Here is a 21477-nt window from a genome sequence, read left to right as displayed (position 1 = left end):
TCGCCTGGTTCCGCCGCCGTCGCGGAAATTGTCGGTGGCGGGTGGGATGCTCTTCGGGTCAGCCCCTGCGGGGGACGGAACCGGGAGAGCGGCAAGGAAAACGTGGGGGACGAAGCAGCGGCGCGGTGGAGCCCGGAGCGGGTGCTCGAACTCGCGCCGGACGCCGCGTCGGCGAAAGCCGGGCGCGGGCAGGCGGCGCCGGCGAAATGGTCGGACGCGGGCGCGTCGGGCCGTGCTGTCTGGGGCGCGTGCCAGGGCAGCGGGAAGCGGCCGTATCAGACGACGGTGGAAACGGCCGGGCCCGCGTTCCGGTGCACCTGCCCGAGCCGGAAGTTCCCGTGCAAGCACGCGCTGGGGTTGCTGCTGCGCTGGGCCGACGGGCAGCTCCCCCGCGCGGAGGAGCCCGGATGGGTGCACCGGTGGCTGGACGAACGGGCGGCGCGAGCGGAGCGAACCGAGAAGAAGACAGACGCGCCGAGGGATCTCGAGGCGGCGGCGAAGCGGGCGCAGGAGCGGCTCGCACGCGTCACCGCCGGGGCCGCCGAGCTGCGCGGATGGCTCACCGACCGGGTGTCGGCCGGGTTCGCGACGTTCGAACGCGGCGGCTCCGACGAGTTGTCCGCGGTCGCCTCGCGGATGGTCGACGCGCAAGCTCCCGGGCTGGCGAACGGCCTGCGCCGGGCCGCCGCGCTGGTCGGCCGCGGCCGGGACTGGCCGGATCGGCTGCTGGCCGAGTTGTCGCTGGTGTACGTGCTCGCGGACGCCGCCAACCGGGTGGAATCGCTGCCCGCCGCGCTCGCCGGCACGGTCCGGACCCGGCTCGGCTTCTCGGTGAGCAACGCGCAGGTGCTGGAGTCCGGCGAGCGGATTCCGGACCAGTGGCTGATCACCGGTGCGATCGACGAGGAGCAGGATTCGCTGCGCAGCAGGCGCACGTGGCTGCGGGGCAAACGCAGCGGCCGGGACGCGCTGGTGCTGTCGTTCGCGCCGCCCGGGCGTCCGCTGGACAGTTCGCTGCCGCCGGGGTTCGTGGTCGCCGGAGAACTGGTGTTCCACCCGGGCGCGGTGCCGCTGCGGGCGGTGTTCGACCATCGCGAGGAACCCGCGGCTCCGGTGGGCGGACCGGTGGGCGGCACTTGCGCTTCGGCGCTTGCCGACCATGCCGAGGCGCTCGCGGCCGATCCCTGGCTGGACCGGTGGCCGGTGCTGCTGTCCGATCTGCGCCCGGCGCGGCACGGGGACGGCTGGGCACTGTCCGATGTAGACGGTGCGGCTTTGCCGTTGGCACCGACGGTGGATCCTTGGCCGCTGCTCGCCCTCGCGGCTGAGCAGCCGGTGACGGTGGCCGCGGAGTGGACGACGGCGGGGTTGCGGCCGTTGAGCTGCTGGCATCGCGACGGGATGGTGCGACTGTGACCGCCTGGGACGACCTCGTCGGCACCGTTCTCCTCGGCACCCGCCGCAGAACCGTCGACACCGCTAGTTTTCCTTCCGGGGTAAGGGAAATCGCCGAACAACGCACCGACCCCGCCGACCAGGCGCTCGTCGCCGCGGCGGCGTACACCGGCTATCGGCGCGCCGGGCAGCAACCGCTCGCCGGGATCGAACCCGAACCCGCCGCGGCAGCGGACAACCGCCCGTTCATCCCGGCCGTGGCGCGGGCGCGGCTCGTGCACCTGCTGTCGGCCAACCGGCCCGAACTGGTCGAGGAATGGCTCGCCACGGTGGCAGGCAAGGGATTCCGCGTCCCGGCCGAGCGGCTGCCCGCGCTGGCCGACGCGGCGCGCACCCGGGTGTCGCTGCGGGCGCCGCTCGCCACGGTCGCCGGGCCGGTCGGGGCGTGGCTCGGCGAGCGGAACCCGGAGTGGGCGTTCCTGGTCGCCGCCGCGGACGACACCAGCGACAACGCCTGGCGGTTCGGCACCGCCGCCCGGCGGCAGGCCTGGCTGGAACGCGTGCTCGTCGCCGATCCCGCCCGCGCGCGGGAGACGCTCGCCGCGGCCTGGGGCAACGAACCAGCCGACGTCAGGGCGACGTTCCTGTCCCTGCTCGGCGAGCACCTCACCGAAGAGGACGAGCCGTTCGTCGAAGCCGCGCTCGGCGACCGGGCGGCCGGGGTCCGCGAGATCGCGCTGCGGCTGATCGGCCGGTACCCCCATTCCGCCTCGGGCGAGCGGATGATCGAACGGCTGCGCGCCTGCGTCACCGTGCGCAGCCGCGCGCTGCGGGCCGACGTCCTCGAATTCGCTCCGCCCGAGCCGGACGACGGCCTGGTCCGCGACGGCATCCGCGTCCCGGCCGGGCCTGGGCAGGGCACTGCCCGCCTGCGCGCGGTCATCGCCGCCACTCCCCTGCGATTCTGGGCCGAGTACGGCAGTCCGGGCGAACTGGCCGGGATGCTCGTCGAAGGCCCGCCGCTGAACGTGGTGCGCGAAAGCTGGGCCACCGCCGCGCTTCGGCAACGCGACGAGCAATGGGCGCAAGCCCTCGTGGAAGCCGAGCCGGGCGGGCGCAGCACCGCGGCGCTCATTGGTGTGCTGTCGCCCGAACAGCAGGCCGCCACGGTCGCGAAGCTGACTCGCGGGCTGCCGGTCGAAGCCCTCACCCGGCTCATCCTCGACCTGCCTCAGCCGTGGCCCGCCGCGCTCGGCACCGTGCTGCTCGACTGGGTCGCCGGGCAACGCGATCACCGGCTCGTCGCGCATGCGGCCGCGCTGATCGCGAAAGCCGTGCCCGTCCCCTGCCTCGGCCATCCGCTGGCCGAGATCCCGCTTCCCGGCGAGGCCGCCCCGTGGCGGCGCGCAGTCGCCGAAACCCTGTCCTTCCGCCGTGAAATGCACAAGGAGCTCGCATGACGTCCCCCGTCCTCCGGCCGCACGCCGAACAGGAATACGCCGGCGAACTGGCCGCTCTCGCCGCGGCCGACGACCGGGCGAAGCCGCCGTCGTGGCTGCTTTCGCCGTGGGCGGTGGTCACCTATCTGCTCGGCGGCAAACTCGACGACGGCACCGAGATCAGCCCGAAGTACGTCGGCCCGCGGCGGCTGATCGAGGTCGCGGTCGCCACCCTCGCGACCGACCGCGCGCTGCTGCTGCTCGGCGTGCCGGGCACGGCGAAAACCTGGGTGTCCGAGCACCTCGCGGCGGCGATCAGCGGCGACTCCACGTTGCTCGTCCAAGGCACCGCGGGCACCTCCGAGGAGCAGATCCGCTACGGCTGGAACTACGCGCGGCTCATCGCCGAAGGGCCGAGCGACCAGGCGCTGGTCGAAAGCCCGGTCCTGCGCGCGATGCGGGACGGCAAGGTCGCGCGGCTCGAGGAACTCACCCGCATCCCGGCGGACGTGCAGGACTCGCTGATCACGATCCTGTCCGAGAAGACGCTGCCGATCCCGGAGCTGGGCGCCGAAGTGCAGGCCCGGCCCGGGTTCACGATGGTGGCCACGGCGAACAACCGGGACAAGGGCGTCAACGAGCTGTCGAGCGCGCTGCGCAGGCGGTTCAACACCGTCGTGCTCCCGCTGCCGGACACCGCCGAGGCCGAGGTGGAGATCGTCCGGCGGCGGGTCGGCCAGCTGGGGGCCGCGCTGTCGCTGCCCGCCGAAGCCGCCGATCTCGCCGAAATCCGCCGCGTGGTCACGGTTTTCCGCGAACTGCGGGCCGGCCGCACCGAAGACGGTCGCACCGCGGTGAAAACCCCGTCCGGCACGCTGTCGACGGCGGAAGCCATCAGCGTGCTCACCGGCGGCCTCGCGCTGGCCGCGCACTTCGGAGACGGCGTGCTTCGCGCGCAGGACGTCGCGGCCGGGATCCACGGTGCGGTCGTGAAAGATCCGGTGGCCGACAGCGCGATCTGGAGCGAGTACCTGGAAACCGTCGTGCGCGAGCGGGAAGGCTGGGCCGACTTCTACCGGGCAGGCCAGGAGATCGCCGGATGACCACTCACCTCCTCGGGATCCGGCACCACGGTCCCGGTTCGGCGCGGGCGGTGGCCGCCCGGCTCGCCGAACTGGAACCGGACGTGGTGCTGATCGAGGGACCGCCGGAAGCGGACCAGCTCGTCGATCTCGCCGCGGACGACGACATGCGGCCGCCGGTCGCGTTGCTGGCGTACGCGTCCGACGACGTGTCGCGCGCGGCGTTCTGGCCGTTCGCGGTATTCAGCCCGGAATGGCAAGCGCTGCGGTACGCCGCCGCGGCCGGCGTCCCGGTGAAGTTCTGCGATCTCCCGGCAGCACACCAGTTCGCGCTCGGCGAGGAACGGACCGCGCCCCGCGCCGACCCGCTCGCGGAACTGGCCGCGGCGGGCGGATACGACGATCCGGAACGCTGGTGGGACGACTTCGTCGAGTCGCGCCGGGGCGACGAATCGCCGTTCGAGGTGATCGCCGACGCGATGACCGCGCTGCGCGAAGACGAACGGCCGGACGATCCGCACGAGCAGCGGCGCGAGGCGTACATGCGGAACGTGCTGCGCAAGACGCGGAAGGAAGGCTACGAACGGATCGCCGTGGTCTGCGGGGCCTGGCACGTGCCCGCGCTGGCCGATCCGCTGCCGCCCGCCTCCAAGGACCAGTCCGTCCTCAAAGGACTCCCCAAGCGGAAGGTCGTGTGCACGTGGGTGCCGTGGACGCACGGCAGGCTCGCGTCGGTCACCGGCTACGGCGCGGGCGTCCGCTCCCCCGGCTGGTATCACCACCTGTTCAGCACCGCCGACGACGTCACCACCCGGTGGCTCACCGCTGTCGCCGGAGTGCTGCGCGAGGAAGATCTGCCGGTCTCCACCGCGCACGTGATCGAAGCAGTGCGGCTGGCCGACACTCTGGCCGCGCTGCGTGGGCGGTCGTCGGCCGGGCTGGCCGAGGTCGACGCCGCCACCCGCGCGGTCCTGTGCGGAGGCGACGACGTCCAGGCCGACCTGGTCACCCGGCGGCTGGTGGTCGGCGAACTGCTCGGCGAGGTGCCGGAGAGCGTTCCGCAGGCGCCGCTGGCCGCCGACCTGATCGCCACCGCCCGGCGGCTCCGGCTCAAACGCGAACCCCAGGCGCGCGAACTCGATCTGGACCTGCGCACCCCCGGCGGCCTCGACCGCTCGCGCCTGCTGCACCGCCTGCAGATCCTCGGGATCCCCTGGGGCGAGCCGGAACTGTCCTCGGTGCGGAACAAAGGCACCTTCCGCGAGACCTGGACCCTGTGCTGGGAGCCAGGTTTCGAGGTCGACCTGGTCGCGGCCGCCGTGCACGGAACCACCGTGCCCGCCGCCGCCACCTCGGTCGTGCGCGAAGCCGTCGCCGAAGCTCCACCGCTCGCCGACATCACCGCCGCGGTAGAACGCTGTCTCCTGGCCGACCTTGCCGACGCGCTGCCGGAAACCCTCGCCGCCCTGGACACCCGCGCCGCCGCCGACGCAGACGTCGCGCACCTCATGACGGCGCTGCCTCCGCTCGCGCGGGCGACCCGCTACGGCGACGTCCGCGGCACCGACACCGCACGGCTGAGAGAAGTCGCCGACCGGATCCTCACCCGGGTCTGCGCCGGGCTCCCGCCCGCCGTGCACGGCATCGACGAGGAGGCCGCCGCACAGTTCTGCGAACTGGTAGACGACGTCCACGAAGCCACCGACCTCCTGGGCGACGCCTCCCGCGACCGGTGGTTCACCGCCCTCGCCCGTCTGTCCGCACGCGACTCGCTGCCGCCGCTGCTGGCAGGCCGCATCGTGCGCCTCCTGCACGACGCCGACCTGCTCGACGGCGCGGAGGTCGAACTTCGGCTGGGCCGCATGCTCACCCCCGGCATCGCACCCGCCGACGGCGCGGCCTACGTCGAAGGCTTCTTCTCCGGCGGCGCACTCCTGCTGGTGCACGACGAACGCATGCTGCGCGTCGTCGACACCTGGCTGACCTCGATCCCGCCCGAGGTCTTCACCGAGGTGCTTCCCTTGCTGCGCCGCACTTTCGGCACCTTCGCCGGCCCCGAAAAACGCGCGATCGGCGAACGCGCCGCCACCCTGTCCGGCGCTCGCCTGGTCGCGCCGACAGTCGTCGAGGACTTGGACGAAATCCGCGCCGCAGCCGCCTTGCCGGTCTTCGCCACCCTCCTGGGAGCCGCCCCGTGAGCACCGATCCCGAACGCCTCCGCCGCTGGCGCCTAGTGCTGGGCGGAGACTCCGACGGCACCGGACACGCACTGTCCGAAGGGGACACCGGCGTCGACAACGTGCTGGCCGCCCTCTACGACGAGCGCCCCAAAAACCCGCGCAGCAGCGGCGAACGCAGCGGCGGCCTGCAAGCCTCCGCCCCGCGCGTCGCGCGCTGGCTGGGCGACATCCGGAAGTACTTCCCCGGCTCGGTGGTCCAAGTCATGCAACGCGACGCCGTCGACCGGCTCGGCATCACCCGGATGCTGCTGGAACCGGAACTGCTGAGCGCCGTCGAACCGGACGTCCACCTAGTCGGCACCCTGTTGTCCCTCAACAACGTTTTGCCGGAGGAGACGAAGGAAACAGCCCGCACCGTCGTGCGCAAGGTCGTCACGGAGCTGGAGGAACGACTGGCCGAACGCACCCGAGCCGCAGTGCGCGGCGCGCTGGACCGCGCGGCCCGCACCCAACGCCCGCGAGGCGCGGACATCGACTGGAACCGCACCGTCCGCCGGAACCTGAAGCACTACTCGCCCGACCTGAAAACCATTGTGCCCGAACAGCTTTTCGGCTTCGGCCGCCGAGAACAAAGCGTCCGGCGCGACGTGATCCTGGCCGTCGACCAATCCGGTTCGATGGCGGAATCCGTGGTGTACTCGGGCGTCTTCGGCGCAGCCCTCGCCTCGATGCGCGCCTTGAGCACGAAATTCGTCGCATTCGACACCGCGGTCGCCGACCTGTCCGATCACCTGGACGATCCCGTCGACGTCCTGTTCGGCACCCAGCTAGGGGGCGGCACCGACATCAACCGCGCGTTGGCGTACTGCCAAGGACTGGTCGAGCGCCCCGAGCAGACACTCCTGGTGCTGATCAGCGACCTGTACGAAGGCGGAGTGCGAGACGACCTGCTGCGCCGAGTCGCGGACCTGGTCGGGTCCGGGGTGCAGGTGGTCGCGCTGCTGGCGCTGTCGGACTCCGGAGCGCCGTTCTACGACCATGAGAACGCGGCCGCGCTCACCGAGCTGGGGGTGCCCGCTTTCGCCTGCACGCCAGACCTTTTCCCGGACCTGATGGCAGCTGCGCTCCGAAGGGAGGACCTGAGCCGCTGGGCAGCCGCCGCGACCGCCCAATGACCTGACGCCACGGCCGAGTTCGCGCAGCACGGTTTCGCCGGGGAACGCACCGAGGCGGATGGGCAACGCCGGTGGGGCTCCGGGGTATCCAGCGGCACAAGCCTTGTCGTCTGCGGACGGGTTCGTCGACGCTGTCGTCGCTTGGCTTAAGGACGCCCCTCATGTCTCGCCGACGGGCCACCGTTTCGCCTTAGGTGTGGCCGTGCGCGGCTTTGTCCCAGCCGAACGGAATACGTTGCCCTGCTTGCCGTTCAGTTCCGCGGTCAAGCCGACGACAGGCACGCTGGCATGCCCGCAGCGGGGAAAGCCTCAGCCGACCGAACAGTCCAGCGCATCCAGCAACCACGTATGCGCGACTCCGACCGGCGCGGCTTCGCCGGTGATCTCGCCCGCGAGATGCCAGTAGCGGCGTACCTGCGGATGCCGGTCGGCAGCGGTGCGCCGCCGCAGCGCGCACCGGAACTCCGGGGTGTCGCCGGTTCCGGCCGCGGCGGCGTGCGCCGCGGCGAACAGGTCGAGCGCGGGCCCCGGTTCCGGCCGGGCTCCAGCCGCCACCCGCGGGGACGCCAGCTCGCACGCCGCGCCGACGCCGTCGTGGAGAACGCCGAGGCGAGTGACCAGAGGGCTGGTCCGCATCCGGGCGGCGAACGCGCGGTCGGCGGCGAGCAGCACCAGTTCGGCGTAGGCGACGACCTGCGCCGGAGTCGGGAGCTCCGGCGGCCGCGGCGCACTCACGGCGAGGAACATGTCGGCCGTGTCCGGCGGGACTGTGCCGGTGGCCATCGGATGCCAGAAGCGGACGAGAGCCTCCTGCGCGACAAACCCGTCCGTCACCGCGGACAACAGCTCGAGCCGAGCGGCGCGGTCGGCAGGCGGCGCCTCCTCGACGGCGCGGAGAGCTGCGCGTCGCCAGGCCAACGTCGTCACCTCGCGGTCCAGCGCGACGCGCTCGGCGGCCACTGCCTCGGCGAGGGAACGCTCTCCAGCGAGAACGTCAGCGATCGACTTCAGGTTCAGACCGAGTCCGCGCAACCGCCGCACCAGGTTCAGGCGGTGCACCTCCGCCGGATCGAACCGGCGGTGCCCGCCGACGCTGCGCGCCGACTCCAGCAGTCCCTCGTCGCAGTAGAAGCGAATCGTGCGGACGGGCACGCCGGTGCGCCGCGCCAGATCGCCGATTCCGAGTGTGTCGCCGGTCACTTCCGATGGAACCTCCAGCCGGGTGGAGTTCCTACGGTACGACCATGGATCTCGACATCGCACGACTTTTCCAGGGATTGCACGAGCACACCGCCGGGTTCGCGGAGGCGGTGACCGGCGCGGATCCGGAGACTCCGGTGCCCACCTGCCCGGAGTGGCCGCTGCGGGTGCTGGCCGGACACGTCGGACAGGCGCATCGCTGGGCGGCGAGCCTCATCCGGTCCGGGGCGGCCCCGGTGCCGGACCCGTTCGAAGCGAACCCCGGCGCGCCCGGCGAATGGTCCGGCTGGCTGCGCGCCGGAGCCGCGGACCTCGCCGACGCGGTGCTCGCCGCCGCCGACAGTCCAGTGTGGACATTCTTCGGCCCGCGACCGGCGACGTTCTGGCTGCGCCGCATGCTCCACGACACGACGGTGCACCACGCGGACGCGGCCCTCGCCGCGGGCGCCGCGTTCGAGGTGGCCCCAGACCTCGCGGCCGACGCGATCAGCGAGTGGCTGGAAATGCTGTCCCACCCGGCCATGACGACGCTGCGACCGGCTTTCTCGGCCCTCCGCGGCACCGGCCAAACGCTCCGGCTCAACCCCGGCGCCAGCGTGGGCTGGCTGATCACCCGCACCCCCGACGGCGTGCGGTGGGAACGCGCGACCGACACCGCGGACGTGACGCTGACCGGTCCTGTCGGAGATCTCCTGCTGGTGCTCACCCGGCGGTTGCCGCCCGGCCGGATCACGATTACCGGGGACCAAGACCTGGCCGGCCACTGGCTCGCACACACGGCGGCGTGAGGTCGTCGACGTTGCGGAAGCCGGCGTGCTCGATCCCTGGCTCAGGGCAGAGCGAGGACGGACGGCGAAGACCGCCGGGCACAACGCGGTCGTCCCGGCTTGCCGGCGAGCCCGAAGTCGCTCTCGGCACCGCAACGGCCCCGGTCACGTCGGTTGAAGAGCCGACCAGGCCAGCAGTGCTGGGCCGAGTGGAAGGACTTCCGCAGTGAAGCGGACTAGGAAGCGGGCCACCGCGGCGGACACCTCGACACGACCGCCGCGCGGCCACCAGAAACGCTGAACACTCAAGGCTGAGGGATCTCAACACGACCCCTGCGGAGCCACGAACGCCCAGCAGAACCGAAGTCAGGAGGTCAAGCACTCCGCCGCAAAGCGCGCTCGAACCGCAGCACCCCGTCGTCCACCCGGCTCAGCCGCAGGTCGGCCGCGTCCAGGACGTAGTTCTGCCGCATCAGCCATGGTCGCCGGTTGCCCTGGCGGGGCAGGACCGAGGCGGCGCGCGTCAGGTAGCCCGACGTCAGGTCCATGATCGGTCGCCGCGTCGACTCCGGGATCGCCGGCGGGCGGGGCACGCACGTGTCGAAACCGTTGCGGGACAGGTGGTTCAGCAACCGGCACACGTAGCGCGAAACGAGGTCCGACCGCAGCGTCCACGAGGCGTTCACATAGCCGAGGCACCACGCGAAGTTCGGCACCCCACCCAGCATCATTCCCTTGTACACCAGCTGTTCCGACGGCTCGATCACCGCACCGTCCACGCTCAGTTCGATTCCGCCGAACGCGATCACCCGCAAGCCGGTCGCGGTGACGACTACGTCCGCGGGCAGGTGCATGCCTGATTCCAGCGCGATGCCTTCGGGGGTGAAGCGGTCGATCCGGTCGGTGACGATGTCCGCGTTTCCGCGGCGGAGCGCTCGGAAGAAATCCGCACCGGGGGTCAGGCACAGTCGCTGGTCCCAGGGCTGGTAGCGGGGCGAGAAATGCGGGTCCACCGGAATCGAAGGGGGCAATTGCTTCGCGGCCCCATCGCGCAAGAACGCTGCCGCGCGCTCGGGCCGCCGCCGGGAGAACTGGTAGAGCAGCGTCGTCACCAGCACGTTCTTCGCTCGAACGACGTGGTAGGCGAGCCGCGAAGGCAGGAATTTCCGCAGGCGTCGGGCGAGGGGATCCGTCCACGGCCGGGCCAGGACATAGCTTGGCGAGCGTTGCAGCATCGTCACCGACTCCGCCTGCGAAGCCAGTTCCGGCACCAGGGTCACGGCGGTGGCGCCGCTGCCGATCACTACGACTCGTTTGCCGGAGAGGTCCAGGGCCTCCGGCCAGAACTGCGGGTGCACGATCTCGCCGCGGAACGCGTCGCGGCCGGGGAAATCGACGACGTGGCCGTTTTCGTAGCTGTAGTAGCCGCTGCACAGATACAGGAAAGAGCAGGTGTGGGTGACGATCTCGCCGTCGTGCGAGACTTCTACCGTCCAGCGGGCCGAGGTCGACGACCAGGCTGCCCGAACCACCCGGTGGCCGAATCGGATGTGCCGGGAAATCCCGTAGTGCGCGGCGGTTTCCCGGATGTACTCCAGGATCTCCGCGCCGGACGCGATGGCTTGTTCCTTGCGCCAGGGGCGAAACGGGTAGCCGAGCGTGAACATGTCGGAGTCGGACCGCACGCCGGGGTACCGGAAGAGGTCCCAGGTTCCGCCGATCGTGTCTCGGGCTTCGAGGATGGCGTACGTCCGGCCCGGCGCCTGCTGCTGCAGCCTGCACGCCGCGCCGATGCCGGACAGCCCGGCTCCGACGACCAGGACATCGAAATGCGCCACAATTCCTCCCCGATCAAGACAAGCTCCGCCCACCCTACGGCCGGGCCGACTCAAGTGGGGCCCCGCCGGGCCAGGCCGGGAACCACCGGCCCGGCGGGGAAAACCGTGCTCACCGCAGGGGTACGACCTTGGTGGCGCCGAAGGTGTCCTTGAGCGGAACCTCCACGGTGCGCCGCCGCACCGTCACGCGGACGCTGTCCTGCAGCTGCGTCGGATCGGAAACAGCGAGGCTGTCCCTGCCGAGCGCCACCGAAGCGGGTCCTGAGACGGATACCTCGTCCACGGTACCCGCACTGTAGAAGTTTGCGAGCAGTGTGTTATCCCACAGCCGCAAGGCCTGGACATCGGCCGTGTTGGCCCGGACGCGCCACGAGAGCGCCGACGCGACAGTCCCCACCACCGACGCTCCGGGCAAGACCGCGTACGCGTACTTCGCGTCCACCGGCTTCGCGCCGTGCTCGATCACCAGTTTCTGGTACCGCCGGGTGTTCGGCGTCGTGGTGCCCTTCGTGTTGGCACCGGTGTCGACGTCGCGCCACGCCCCGATCCGGTCTTCGCGCAAGGCGGTGACCTCGGCGTTGTCGAGCAGGACGTACCCGCCGACGTGGTCGAGGTGCAACCAGCGCGGCCGGTGCAGCGCAGCCGAATCGCCGACCGCGCGAGCGTCGGCCAGCAGCGTGCCGCGTCCGTTTTCGCCGAGGTTGCGGTTTTCGATCGTCGTCCGGACCGCTTGCCCGGACGTGTCGGTGATTCCCGCACCGAGGCAGACGACGCCCGCCGGCGTGAAGAACCACGATTTCTTCGCTGACAAAGAACCGTCTTCGGAGACGAAATCCATTGCGTACGCGCCGTGCCGGGCGTCCCAGCGCACGCCGCCGACGTGCGCTTTCGTCGTCAACGGCGTGGCCGCCAGCGGTCCCGGCGGGCCGGCCTTCGCGGTGGTGCCGGGCAGCAGCGCCGGGTCGACGGTCGGCCAATAGGCGTCGGAATAGTGGCCTTTCGCGTTGGGAAGGAACAGATACAGCACGCCGTCGCCGACGTGCCAGCCGTGCAGGTTCATCCCGTTGATCGACTCGTAGCGCGAGATTCGCGCGGAGCCGGCGCCGAGCGACGCGGACCAGCCCTCGGTCACGTGCACCATCCGGTCCTGCTGGCCGAAAATCCGGTGCGTCGCGACGATCGGCGTAGGCCGAACGCGTCCGGCGAGCATCTCCTGGGCGAACTCGATGCCTGGGGTCGCGACAAGATCTGGACCGGGCGCGAACCGTTCCGGATCGGGGATTTCCAGGAACGGCGCGTACGTGCCTTCCTTGATCCACTTGGCGGCGAGGCCGGACAACTCGGTCTTGACGGTTCCGGTCGCCGAGCGGGCGAGCACGAGGGTGGCGACGGTCAGCTGGTGTCCGATGTCGTGCGCGGTTTCGCCTTGGCGCGACAGCATCCGCCCGCGCACCGGCTCCATCAGCGCGCCCGCGTAGACGAACGGCGCGAACGTGTCCCCGACCAGCGCGTACACCTTCTGCTTCAGGTCGTCCGGCAGCGCGTACTCGGTGCCCTCGGTGACGTGGAGCGTCCCGGCGAGCGCGGTCAGCAGGACGATGCCGTAGTGCCCGGGGTACGGGATGGTGTCGTGCTGGATGAACGAGCCGTCGGCGTGGAAACCGTCGCCCGCCGCGCGGTCCAGCTTCGCCAGGACGCTCGCCGCTCCCCCGCCGGCGACGTCGGTGATCGCGTCGATGCCGGTGCGGATCCACGCGGTGTCGCCGGTCAGCGCGCCGGAAACGATGGAGATGAGCGCCTTGTCCGCCCGGTTCGCGCCGGTTTCGACGATCTTCGGGTTGTTCGCGCGCACATTCGGGTTTCCGACGAACCGCTTGACCGGGCTCACGTAGCGCGCCAGTTCGTCGGCGGTCAGCTGGTCGGCGACCGTGACGAGGGTGTGCAGCAGGTAGTACGGCACGCCGATCTCGTAGGTGTACCAGTTCCCGATCTCGCCGACCTGCGGGTTGTACTGGCTGGCGTAGATCAGCTCCAGCGCCGTCTTGATCCCGTCGAGCACCTTGGGGTCGCCGGAAAGCGTGCTGCCGGGCGTCCCCCAGTCGACGGCGATCGCGCGCAGCCGGGCGTACATCGACGTGGTGTAGTCGCTGCCGGGCCCGAGCGGGAGGTCAGTCCACAGTGGACCATTCCCGGAGACCGTCATGCTGTCGTAGTACGACTTCGCGACCCGGCCGAGGTTCTTCAGCGCGGCCGTGCGCTCCGGCGACGGACGGTTGATGCCCGTCTGCAGCTCGCGGTAACCGGCGACGATGGTCTTGAGCGGATCCGCGGAAGCGAAGGCCGGGCGAGCGGTGACGGCCAGCGCGGCCGACGCGGCGGCGATGGCACCGCCACGCAGTGCGGTTCTGCGGTTCACGGGCATGACGGTGCCTCCCAGTGGGGTTGGTTGTGCGTGGCTAGGCCGGTTAGAACCGGCCTAGCCACTCACGAGGGGGTCTGCTCAGCGCGCTCCGTCGACCCGGCGCGGCAGCTGCCACGGGTTCGCTTCCCGCAGCGCCTCCGGCAGCAGCGCGTCCGGGAAGCTCTGCCACGCCACCGGGCGCAGGAAGCGTTCGATCGCGGCGGTGCCGACCGAGGTCGTGGTCGGCGCGGTCGTCGCCGGGTACGGGCCGCCGTGCTGCTGCGCCCAGCTGACCGTGACGCCGGTCGGCCAGTCGTTCCACAGCAGCCGTCCGGCCAGCCGGGTCAGCGAAGGCAGCAGCGGACGCACGAAGTCGGCGTCGCTCTCCTCGCCCTGGACCGTCGCGGTCAGACCGGGTTCGAGGCTGTCCAGCACCTCGGTCAGTTCCGCCTGGTCGGAGTAGGTGACGATCAGCGAAGCGGGCCCGAAGTGCTCCTCGCGGACAGCCTCGCCGCCAGCCAGGAATTCCTTCGCGGTGGTGGCCAGCAACGACGGTGTGAACGCATCACCGTCCTGCGCGCCTTCCACAATCGACTCGACGCCCGACACCGCACGCAGATCCGCCAGCTTCTGCGCGAACCCGGCCGCGATCCGGTCGTTCAGCATTTCCTGCTGAGCCACCGCGCCGACTGCCTCGCGCAGGGTGTCGTCCAACCCGTGTCCCTCGGGCAGGAACAACAACCCCGGCTTGGTGCAGAACTGGCCCGCGCCGAGGCTGAACGACCCGGCATAGCCCTTCGCCACCGCTTCGCCGCGCGCGGCCACTGCACCCGGCGTGACGACGACCGGGTTGACGCTGCCCAGCTCGCCGTAGAACGGAATCGGCGTCGGCCGCGAGACCGCGATGTCGAACAACGCACGCCCGCCTGGCACGGAACCGGTGAACGCGGCGGCGGAGATCCGCGGGTCCTTGAGCGCCGTGACGCCCTGCTCGACCCCGTGGATCACCGCGAACGCACCCTCCGGCGCACCCGCGTCGGTCAGCGCCCGCGCGACGATCTCGCCGGTCCGCGTCGACAGCTCTTCGTGGCCTGGGTGCGCCTTGAGCACCACCGGACAGCCGGACGCCAGCGCCGACGCGGTGTCGCCGCCCGCGACGCTGAACGCGAACGGGAAGTTGCTCGCGGCGAACACGAGCACCGGCCCGATCGGCACGAGCACCCGGCGCAGGTCCGGCCGGGCGCCCATCGGCCAGGACGGGTCGGCGTGGTCGACGGTCGCGCCCAGGAATTCGCCGTCTCGCAGCACTTCGCCGAACAGCCGGAGCTGGAACGTCGTGCGCGCGAGTTCGCCCTTCAACCGCGGCGCGGCCGGGAGGCGGGTTTCCTGATGCGCCAACGGGATCAGCTCGTCGGCGGCGGCGTCGAGCGCGTCCGCGGCGGCAGCCAGCCAGCGCGCCCGCTCGGCAGGCGTGCTTTCGGCGAACGGCCGGGCGGCTGCCGCGGCGGCGGCCAGGACGCTTTCCAGTTCCGTGGCGGAAGTTACGCGGCTCAATGGATCTCCTCGTCAAACAGTTCAGGACGCCGAGTGCGCGGCAGCGGCGGCGTGCCACCCGGCCCGGTCAGCCGGAGTGCTTTCGACGATCCGCCGGGCGGCCGCCAGCACGCTTGCCCCTTCCGGGACAGAGATTTCGCGGCTCAATGCGTCTCCTACTCAAACAGGTTCAGGACACCGCGTGCACGGCAACGGCCAGCCACTCGCCCGATCCGGCCAACGACCCGGCAGCCGCCAGCACGCTTTCCAGTTCCATAGCGGAAGTTTCGCGGCTCAATGGATCTCCTCGTCAAACAGTTCAGGACGCCGAGTGCGCGGCGGCGGTGGCGGCGTGCAGGTCCGGCCAGCGTGCAGGCCCGGCGAGGCCCAGGTGGTACAGGTGCAGTTCGGTCGCGCCGGCCTTGGCCAGCTCGAGCACGTACGCCTCGATGTCCGGCACCGCGCTCGCCGCGACCGCGGTGATGTAGCTGCCGATCGCGACCCGTTCCGGCAACGCCTGCCGAGCGGCGGCAACCGCGTCGACACTGCCCTGACCGGGTGCCCAGTTCTGCAGCACCACCGTCTCGGCGTCGTCGGCGGCCGTCGGGGTCAGGCCGGGCAGCGCGCCGGTGACCCACGGGTCGAGCGCGCCGTGCAGCACGATCCGCGTCCCCGGCTCCAGCACCGCCAGAACCGCAGCACGCAACGCATCGGTCGCGTGCTGCCGCCCGGAAAGCAGCTTTTCCTTCAACTCAGCCGGAAGTCTATCCTCGGCCACCGACAAATCCGCCGTCGCGATCAGCCGCTGCACCTCGGCACGCAGGGTCTCGCGGACGTCCGACGGGTCGAGACCGGTCCAGCCCTCCGTGCAAGCGTCACAGCAGCAGATCGACAACAGTCGTGCGGTCGCAGGAGCCCACACGCCGTCGGTCTTCTCGTGCTGGTGCTGGTGCACGCTGCCGAGCGGGCCGCACGCCTCCAGCAGCACCGACGAAAGCTTCAGCCCCGCAACGGATTCCGCAGTCAGCGTCGCCGCGTACTCGCGTACCGCGGGCTGCGCCGGACACAGCGCCCACGGGTACGTCTCGCCGAAGCAGTTGCGCACGGCGTACTGCGGGAATTCGGTGCCCAGCTGAGAGTTATGCGTGAGCACGATCCACGCAGCAGCCGGGATTCCGGCGTCGTTGAGCCGCCGGGCCGCCTCGCCGCCGCTGTCCTCCCCCGAGACCCAGTCCGGCGTGGCCGGGACAAGCTCGCGGCCCTCCCACGCCTCCGCGCGGACGGGCCGGTAGAGCGCGGCCGTCCGCGCCACGACCGACGTCTGGTCCGTCGACCACGGCGTCGCGGCGCGGGCGCTGTGGTAGGCCAAAGCCACCGCGACCTCGTCCACGCCGAGGTCCCGCACCCGCTCCGCGAACGCGGTCTCGCCGAGCACGTCCCACGGATACGCGTATCCGGTCACCTTCACCGGCTCACCACCTCGCCGTGTTCGGCTCGAAGCCCGGCGTGTACTTGCGCATGTACGTCACATCGTCCCGTTTGGTCAGTCCACATCGGACATAGTCCTCGTGCGCCCTGGCGAGCGCGTCCTGGTCCAGCGCGATCCCGAGCCCGGGCCGGTCCGGCACCGCCACCGCTCCGTCGACGAAGTTCAGCACGCCCGGCTCGATCACGTCGGCAGTCTTCCACGGCCAGTGCGTGTCGCAGGCGTACGTCAGGTGCGGGGTCGCCGCGGCGACGTGCACCATCGCGGCGAGGCTGATGCCGAGGTGGCTGTTGGAGTGCATGGACAGCCCGACGCCGAAGCTCGCGCAGGCCACCGACAACGCCTGGGTGTCGCGCATTCCGCCCCAGAAGTGGTGGTCGGACAACAGAACGCCGATCGCGCGCGCCCGGAAGGCGGGCTCCACGTCGCCGAAGTTCACGACGCACATGTTGGTGGCCAACGGCATGCTCGCCTCGCGTGCGACCTGCGCCATGCCCTCGATGCCCGGCGTCGGGTCTTCGAGGTACTCCAGCACGCCGTCGAGTTCGGCGGCGACGCGGATGCTCGTCTCGGGCGTCCAGGCCGCGTTCGGGTCGATGCGCAGCGGATGCCCGGGGAAAGCTTCGGCGAGCGCGCGAATCCCCCAGATCTCTTGCTCCGGCGCGAAAACCCCGCCCTTGAGCTTGATCGAGCGAAACCCGTACTCGTCGACCATCCGCTTCGCCGAGCCGACCAGCGCTTGCGGGGTGAGGATGTCGCCCCAGCTGTCCTCCTCGGCCCCGATGTGCGCGCCGTACTTGTAGAACAGGTACGCGGAGAAGTCGACCGCATCGCGGGCTTTGCCGCCGAGCAGGTCGGCGACCGGACGGCCGAGGAGGTGTCCTTGCGCGTCCAGGCAGGCGACCTCGAACAGCGAGTACACGCTGGCGATTGTCTTGCGGATGGAGAACCCGCCGATCAGGCCGTGCTCGTCGGTCAGCACCGTTCCGGCCAGCGTTCGCGCGACGATCCGTTTGAGGCCCGGCAGGTCGAAAATGTCGTGTCCGGCCAGTTCCGGCAGCACCTTGCGCACCTCGCCGAGGAACGCCGCGTCGCCGTACGACTCGCCGAGGCCGACCACGCCGTCGTCGCACACCACTTGCACGACGCTGCGCAACGCGAACGGCTCGTGCACGCCCATCACGTTGAGCAGCGGCGCGTCCGCGAAGGCGACCGGGGTCAGCACCACGTCCCGGATCTTCATCAGAGGCCTTTCAGCACGGCGAAACCGTTCTCGACGACCTTGCCCAGCCGGTCGATCTGCTCGGGCGTCGGCTCGATCAGCGGCGGCCGGACGGTGCCGACCTTGTCGCCGCGCAGCCGGGCAGCGGCCTTGACCAGCGACACCGCGAAGCCGGGCGTCTCGTCGCGCAACGCCACCAGCGGCAGGTAGAACCCGGCGAGCAGCGCATCCATCGTCGCGTTGTCTTCCTCCGCGAGCGCGCGGTGGAATCGGTGCGCGATCTCCGGCGCGAAGCAGTGCACCGCCGAGGAGTAGCGCGCGACGCCGACCGCCGCGTACGCCTTCGCGGACACCTCGGCGGTCGGCAAACCGTTGAAGAACAAGAAGTCCGCGGAACGCTGCGTGCCGAGCGCGCGGATCGTGGTGACGATCCGGGTCATCGCTTCGACGTCGCCGTAGCCGTCCTTGATCCCGACCACCGACGGGATGTCCAGCAGCTTCGCCGCCGCCGGCGCGGTGAAGACGCCGGTGCTGCGGTGGTAGACGATCACCGGCACGGAAGTGTCGCCGACCGCGTAGCGCACGTAGTCGACCAGCCCCTCCTGCGGCCCGGTGACCAGGTACGGCGGAAGCAGCAGCACGCCGTCGGCTTTCCCCGCCTGCGCCGCCGCGACGCCCGCGCGCGCAGTGGCCGCGCCGCCGCCCGCGCCCACCCACACCGGCACGCGACCGTTCGCGACCTCGCGCGCCTTCGCCAGCAGCGCGGCGACCTCGTCGACCGACAGCGAGCTGAACTCCCCGGTGCCGCACGCGACGAACAGCGCGCCCGCACCGGCGGCGATGTGGCTCTCCACGTTCTCCGCGAACCCGTCGAGGTTGAGCTCGAGGTCTTCGGTGAAGGGGGTCAGCGGGAACGCCAGCAAGCCGTCCAGCTCGATTTCGGTCTGTGCCATCAGTTTCTGCTCCAATGTTCACATTCTTGAATGGAGTCTGTTATCGTGACTATGTTCACCCACAAGAACGCTGTTCGGGACGCTAATATGGCCGGACTCACAAGTCAACGGCCCGGTTGGAGGACGCGCATGGCGCAGAAGACAGACCCCGCCACCGCTCCCGCGGAGTCCGCGGGCGTGAAGTCGGCGCGGCGCGCCATCGACCTGATCGAGACGTTCGCCGCGAACGACGTGTGGCTGTCGCTGTCTGATCTCCATGCGCGCACCGGATTCCCTCGCTCCAGTCTGCACGGACTCCTGCGCACTCTGCTGGACGCGGGCTGGCTGGAGGCCGACGCGAACTCCGCGCGCTACCGGCTCGGCGTGCGCGCGCTGATCTGCGGCACGGCGTACCTCGACCGCGACGCGATCGTCCCCTACGCCACCGAAGCTTTAGAGCGCATCCGCGAGAAGACGGGCTTCACCGCACATTTCGCGCGCCGCAACCGCACCGAGGTCGTCTACCTGGAGACGCGCGAATCGCAGCACTCCACGCACCTGATCTCGCGCGTCGGCCGCACCCTGCCCACGCACGCGACCGCGCTGGGTAAGGCGCTGCTCGCCGAGCTGACCCACGAAGAGGTCGAGGCGCTCATGCCCGAGGAACTGGTCGCGCTCACCCCGAACACCATCACCACGCTCGACGCGCTGCACGCCGACCTCGCGCGCACCCGGGAACGCGGGTACGCCGCCGAGATCGAAGAGGGCACCCTCGGCGTGCGCTGCGTGGCCGCGGTGATCCCGTACCGCATTCCCGGCACCGACGCGATGAGCTGCTCGATGCCGCTGGGCAAGGTCACCGACGCCGACGTCGAACGCGTCGGCGAACTGCTGGCCGAGACCACCGCCGAGCTCGGCCAGCAGCTGCGCCGCGCCGGAATCCGCTGACCGCCGCCACCCGTGCGTCTCGTGAGTGTTCGTGCCGGTTAGAACCGGCATCGGCACGCACGAGGCTTTCGTGAGAGGAAATCCATGCCAGACCAGCGTGTGCTGATCACCGGATCGGCCGGCGTCGTCGGCACCCTGATGCGGCCGCGGCTGCGCCGTGAAGGCCGAGTGCTGCGGCTGCTCGACCTCGCCGAGCAGCCCGCCGCCGAGGACGGCGAAGCGGTCGAAATCGTGACCGGCTCGGTCACCGACCCCGAAGCGATGGCCGGGGCCTGCGCGGGCGCGGACGCGGTGATCCACCTGGGCGGGCTCAGCCGCGAAGCGTCGTGGGACGCCACCCTCGACGTCAACATCAACGGCACCCACACCGTCCTCGAAGCCGCCCGCGAAGCCGGCGTCCGCCGGGTCGTGCTCGCGTCGAGCAACCACGCCGTCGGCTTCCGCCGGAACGCCGACGCGGGCGAGAGCGGGCTGCCCGCCGATTCCAGCACCCGCCCGGACACTTATTACGGCGTAAGCAAAGCCGCCATCGAAGCGCTGGGCAGCCTGTACGCCTCGCGGTTCGGCATGGACGTGATCGTCATCCGCATCGGCTCGTGCTTCGAGACCCCGCTGCCGCTGGGCATCCGCGGCCTGACCAGCTGGTTGTCGCCGGACGACGGGGCCCGGCTTTTCGAAGCGTGCCTGAGCGCGCCGTCGCCGGGCTACCGGATGATCTGGGGCGTCTCGGACAACACCCGCCGCGTCTACTCGCTAGCCGAGGCCGAGGCGCTCGGCTACAAGTCCCACGACAACGCCGAGGTCTACGCCGACCAGCTGGCGGACAAGCCCGCGCCGACCGGGGCGGCCGCCGAGTACGTCGGCGGGCCGTTCTGCACCGCGCCGCTGGGCGTGTTCAACCCGCTCTGAGAGGTACCCTCGCCCACGGGGACCCTCGAAGAGGAGGAAGCCGTGGGCGAGCTGGGGCGTGGCGACACGAACGGCATCCTTTCCCTGCCGTGGATCCGCCCGGAACGCACCAGCGCGGGTCTCGGCTGGGACCGGATCTACCTGTCCAAACAGCGCGAACGGCCGTACCGCGCGGAGTTCGGGCCTGCCCGCACGCACCAGCTGATCCTGCACCTGGCCGGTCCGGTCACCGTCCGCCGCGGCGTCGGATCGCCCGGCGAGCGCAGCAGGCGGATCCCGGCGGGCGGGCTCTTTCTCCAGCCGTCGCACCAGGAACTGTCGGTGGAACTCGGCGGCGAACTGGACACGCTGCACGTCTACCTGCCGGATTCGGCGGTGCAGGAGGCCGCCGGGTCGGACGCTCCGATCCAGCTGGCCGACGAACTCGGCTGTGTTGATCCCCTGCTCGAACAGCTCGTTCTCACGCTCGACCGCGTCGTGCGGGACTGGGAGCCCGGCGCTCGCGCGTACGCCGACCAGCTCAGCACTCTCGTCGCCGCGCAGCTCGCGCGGCAGCACCGTTCTGGGCGGAGCGTGCCCGCAGCGGCGCGGCCGGTCGAGGCTTTGACGGACCGGCAGTTCGCCCAGGTGCGCGAGCTGATGGACGAACGCCTGGCCGAACCGCTCGGGCTGGCCGAACTGGCCGCGGCGGCCGGGTTGAGCGTCAGCCGGTTCGCCCGCCGTTTCAAGGCGCGCACCGGCCTTCCGCCGCACCGGTATCTCCTGCGGCTGCGCGTCGATCAGGCCGGGTTGCTGCTGCGGACCGGCACCGAACCGATCGCGGACATCGCCGTGCGCTGCGGTTTCTCCCATCAGGAACACCTCACCCGAGTGCTGCGCGCGCACCTGGGCACCACGCCCGCCGCGCTTCGCCGGGACGGCTGACGCGCGCGTTTCGTGCAGCCCGCTCAGCACGTCTGTGCAGGCGCGG

At 71.0% G+C, this 21477-nt stretch carries 17 protein-coding genes; 9 read left to right on the top strand and 8 right to left on the bottom strand.

All coding sequences use genetic code 11. The features are described from left to right. The first annotated feature begins 102 nt into the window (after window positions 1-102). From ACZ7OI_RS46030 to ACZ7OI_RS46010, 5 genes are read left to right on the top strand one after another with little or no spacing between them, the layout of a single operon-like run. Window positions 103-1416 carry an SWIM zinc finger family protein gene (locus ACZ7OI_RS46030; protein WP_470270423.1) on the top strand — a complete coding sequence of 438 codons (1314 nt, stop codon included), beginning with the start codon at window positions 103-105 and terminating at the stop codon, window positions 1414-1416. Next, window positions 1413-2855, top strand: coding sequence for a DUF5691 domain-containing protein (locus ACZ7OI_RS46025; RefSeq protein ID WP_470270422.1), 1443 nt, complete (start codon window positions 1413-1415; stop codon window positions 2853-2855). The genes ACZ7OI_RS46030 and ACZ7OI_RS46025 overlap by 4 nt, the downstream gene beginning before the upstream one ends. Continuing rightward, the gene (locus tag ACZ7OI_RS46020) at window positions 2852-3937 is read left to right on the top strand and encodes an ATP-binding protein (protein ID WP_470270421.1); all 1086 of its coding nucleotides are present in this window, start codon (window positions 2852-2854) and stop codon (window positions 3935-3937) included. The genes ACZ7OI_RS46025 and ACZ7OI_RS46020 overlap by 4 nt, the downstream gene beginning before the upstream one ends. Then, on the top strand, window positions 3934-6114 hold the full coding sequence (locus ACZ7OI_RS46015; RefSeq protein ID WP_470270420.1) for a DUF5682 family protein: 2181 nt from the start codon (window positions 3934-3936) through the stop codon (window positions 6112-6114). The genes ACZ7OI_RS46020 and ACZ7OI_RS46015 overlap by 4 nt, the downstream gene beginning before the upstream one ends. Continuing rightward, a complete protein-coding gene (locus ACZ7OI_RS46010) occupies window positions 6111-7271 on the top strand; it encodes a VWA domain-containing protein (RefSeq protein ID WP_470270419.1) in 1161 nt (386 codons plus the stop codon). The genes ACZ7OI_RS46015 and ACZ7OI_RS46010 overlap by 4 nt, the downstream gene beginning before the upstream one ends. A gap of 309 nt (window positions 7272-7580) precedes the next feature. Here the strand turns inward: ACZ7OI_RS46010 and ACZ7OI_RS46005 are convergent, their stop codons facing one another. Then, entirely contained in the window at window positions 7581-8471 is an 891-nt protein-coding gene (locus ACZ7OI_RS46005) for a MerR family transcriptional regulator (RefSeq protein ID WP_470270418.1), read from the bottom strand. A gap of 44 nt (window positions 8472-8515) precedes the next feature. On the opposite strand from ACZ7OI_RS46005, the gene ACZ7OI_RS46000 reads away from it, so the two are divergent. Next, the gene (locus ACZ7OI_RS46000) at window positions 8516-9259 is read left to right on the top strand and encodes a maleylpyruvate isomerase family mycothiol-dependent enzyme (RefSeq protein ID WP_470270417.1); all 744 of its coding nucleotides are present in this window, start codon (window positions 8516-8518) and stop codon (window positions 9257-9259) included. A gap of 353 nt (window positions 9260-9612) precedes the next feature. Here the strand turns inward: ACZ7OI_RS46000 and ACZ7OI_RS45995 are convergent, their stop codons facing one another. The 7 genes from ACZ7OI_RS45995 to ACZ7OI_RS45965 form a co-directional block, all read right to left on the bottom strand. Beyond that, the gene (locus tag ACZ7OI_RS45995) at window positions 9613-11079 is read right to left on the bottom strand and encodes a flavin-containing monooxygenase (protein ID WP_470270466.1); all 1467 of its coding nucleotides are present in this window, start codon (window positions 11077-11079) and stop codon (window positions 9613-9615) included. 106 nt (window positions 11080-11185) lie between these two features. Beyond that, the gene (locus ACZ7OI_RS45990; protein ID WP_470270416.1) at window positions 11186-13498 is read right to left on the bottom strand and encodes a polysaccharide lyase 8 family protein; all 2313 of its coding nucleotides are present in this window, start codon (window positions 13496-13498) and stop codon (window positions 11186-11188) included. Between the two features lie 78 nt (window positions 13499-13576). Continuing rightward, window positions 13577-15031, bottom strand: coding sequence for an aldehyde dehydrogenase (NADP(+)) (locus ACZ7OI_RS45985; RefSeq protein ID WP_470270415.1), 1455 nt, complete (start codon window positions 15029-15031; stop codon window positions 13577-13579). 21 nt (window positions 15032-15052) lie between these two features. Continuing rightward, complete coding sequence (locus ACZ7OI_RS45980) at window positions 15053-15178, bottom strand: hypothetical protein (RefSeq protein WP_470270414.1); 126 nt, start codon at window positions 15176-15178, stop codon at window positions 15053-15055. 151 nt (window positions 15179-15329) lie between these two features. Further along, window positions 15330-16478 (bottom strand): cupin domain-containing protein, encoded by a 1149-nt coding sequence (locus ACZ7OI_RS45975; protein WP_470270413.1) that lies wholly within the window; start codon window positions 16476-16478, stop codon window positions 15330-15332. A gap of 4 nt (window positions 16479-16482) precedes the next feature. Next, window positions 16483-17739: a glucarate dehydratase family protein gene (locus ACZ7OI_RS45970; protein WP_470270412.1), complete on the bottom strand. Its 1257-nt coding sequence runs from the start codon at window positions 17737-17739 to the stop codon at window positions 16483-16485. After that, window positions 17739-18671 carry a 5-dehydro-4-deoxyglucarate dehydratase gene (locus ACZ7OI_RS45965; protein WP_470270411.1) on the bottom strand — a complete coding sequence of 311 codons (933 nt, stop codon included), beginning with the start codon at window positions 18669-18671 and terminating at the stop codon, window positions 17739-17741. The genes ACZ7OI_RS45970 and ACZ7OI_RS45965 overlap by 1 nt, the downstream gene beginning before the upstream one ends. A gap of 129 nt (window positions 18672-18800) precedes the next feature. Here ACZ7OI_RS45965 and ACZ7OI_RS45960 point away from each other — a divergent pair, with 129 nt between their 5' ends. The 3 genes from ACZ7OI_RS45960 (at window position 18801) to ACZ7OI_RS45950 (ending at window position 21431) form a co-directional block, all read left to right on the top strand. Continuing rightward, complete coding sequence (locus ACZ7OI_RS45960; RefSeq protein ID WP_116199354.1) at window positions 18801-19598, top strand: IclR family transcriptional regulator; 798 nt, start codon at window positions 18801-18803, stop codon at window positions 19596-19598. Window positions 19599-19682: 84 nt separating this feature from the next. Beyond that, window positions 19683-20507 (top strand): NAD-dependent epimerase/dehydratase family protein, encoded by an 825-nt coding sequence (locus tag ACZ7OI_RS45955; RefSeq protein WP_470270410.1) that lies wholly within the window; start codon window positions 19683-19685, stop codon window positions 20505-20507. A gap of 42 nt (window positions 20508-20549) precedes the next feature. Then, window positions 20550-21431 carry an AraC family transcriptional regulator gene (locus tag ACZ7OI_RS45950; RefSeq protein ID WP_470270409.1) on the top strand — a complete coding sequence of 294 codons (882 nt, stop codon included), beginning with the start codon at window positions 20550-20552 and terminating at the stop codon, window positions 21429-21431. Window positions 21432-21477 lie beyond the last annotated feature (46 nt).

The organism is Amycolatopsis sp. NPDC114503 (genome assembly GCF_055633655.1).
This window is presented reverse-complemented; position numbering and strand designations above follow the sequence as displayed.

Excerpts from the sequence above, each read along its gene's own strand:
- ACZ7OI_RS46020 (WP_470270421.1), top strand. The coding sequence starts at position 2,852 with ATGACGTCCCCCGTCCTCCGGCCGCACGCCGAACAGGAATACGCCGGC.
- ACZ7OI_RS46015 (WP_470270420.1), top strand. The coding sequence starts at position 3,934 with ATGACCACTCACCTCCTCGGGATCCGGCACCACGGTCCCGGTTCGGCG.
- ACZ7OI_RS46000 (WP_470270417.1), top strand. The coding sequence starts at position 8,516 with ATGGATCTCGACATCGCACGACTTTTCCAGGGATTGCACGAGCACACC.
- ACZ7OI_RS45990 (WP_470270416.1), bottom strand. The coding sequence starts at position 13,498 with ATGCCCGTGAACCGCAGAACCGCACTGCGTGGCGGTGCCATCGCCGCC.
- ACZ7OI_RS45970 (WP_470270412.1), bottom strand. The coding sequence starts at position 17,739 with ATGAAGATCCGGGACGTGGTGCTGACCCCGGTCGCCTTCGCGGACGCG.
- ACZ7OI_RS45965 (WP_470270411.1), bottom strand. The coding sequence starts at position 18,671 with ATGGCACAGACCGAAATCGAGCTGGACGGCTTGCTGGCGTTCCCGCTG.
- ACZ7OI_RS45960 (WP_116199354.1), top strand. The coding sequence starts at position 18,801 with ATGGCGCAGAAGACAGACCCCGCCACCGCTCCCGCGGAGTCCGCGGGC.
- ACZ7OI_RS45955 (WP_470270410.1), top strand. The coding sequence starts at position 19,683 with ATGCCAGACCAGCGTGTGCTGATCACCGGATCGGCCGGCGTCGTCGGC.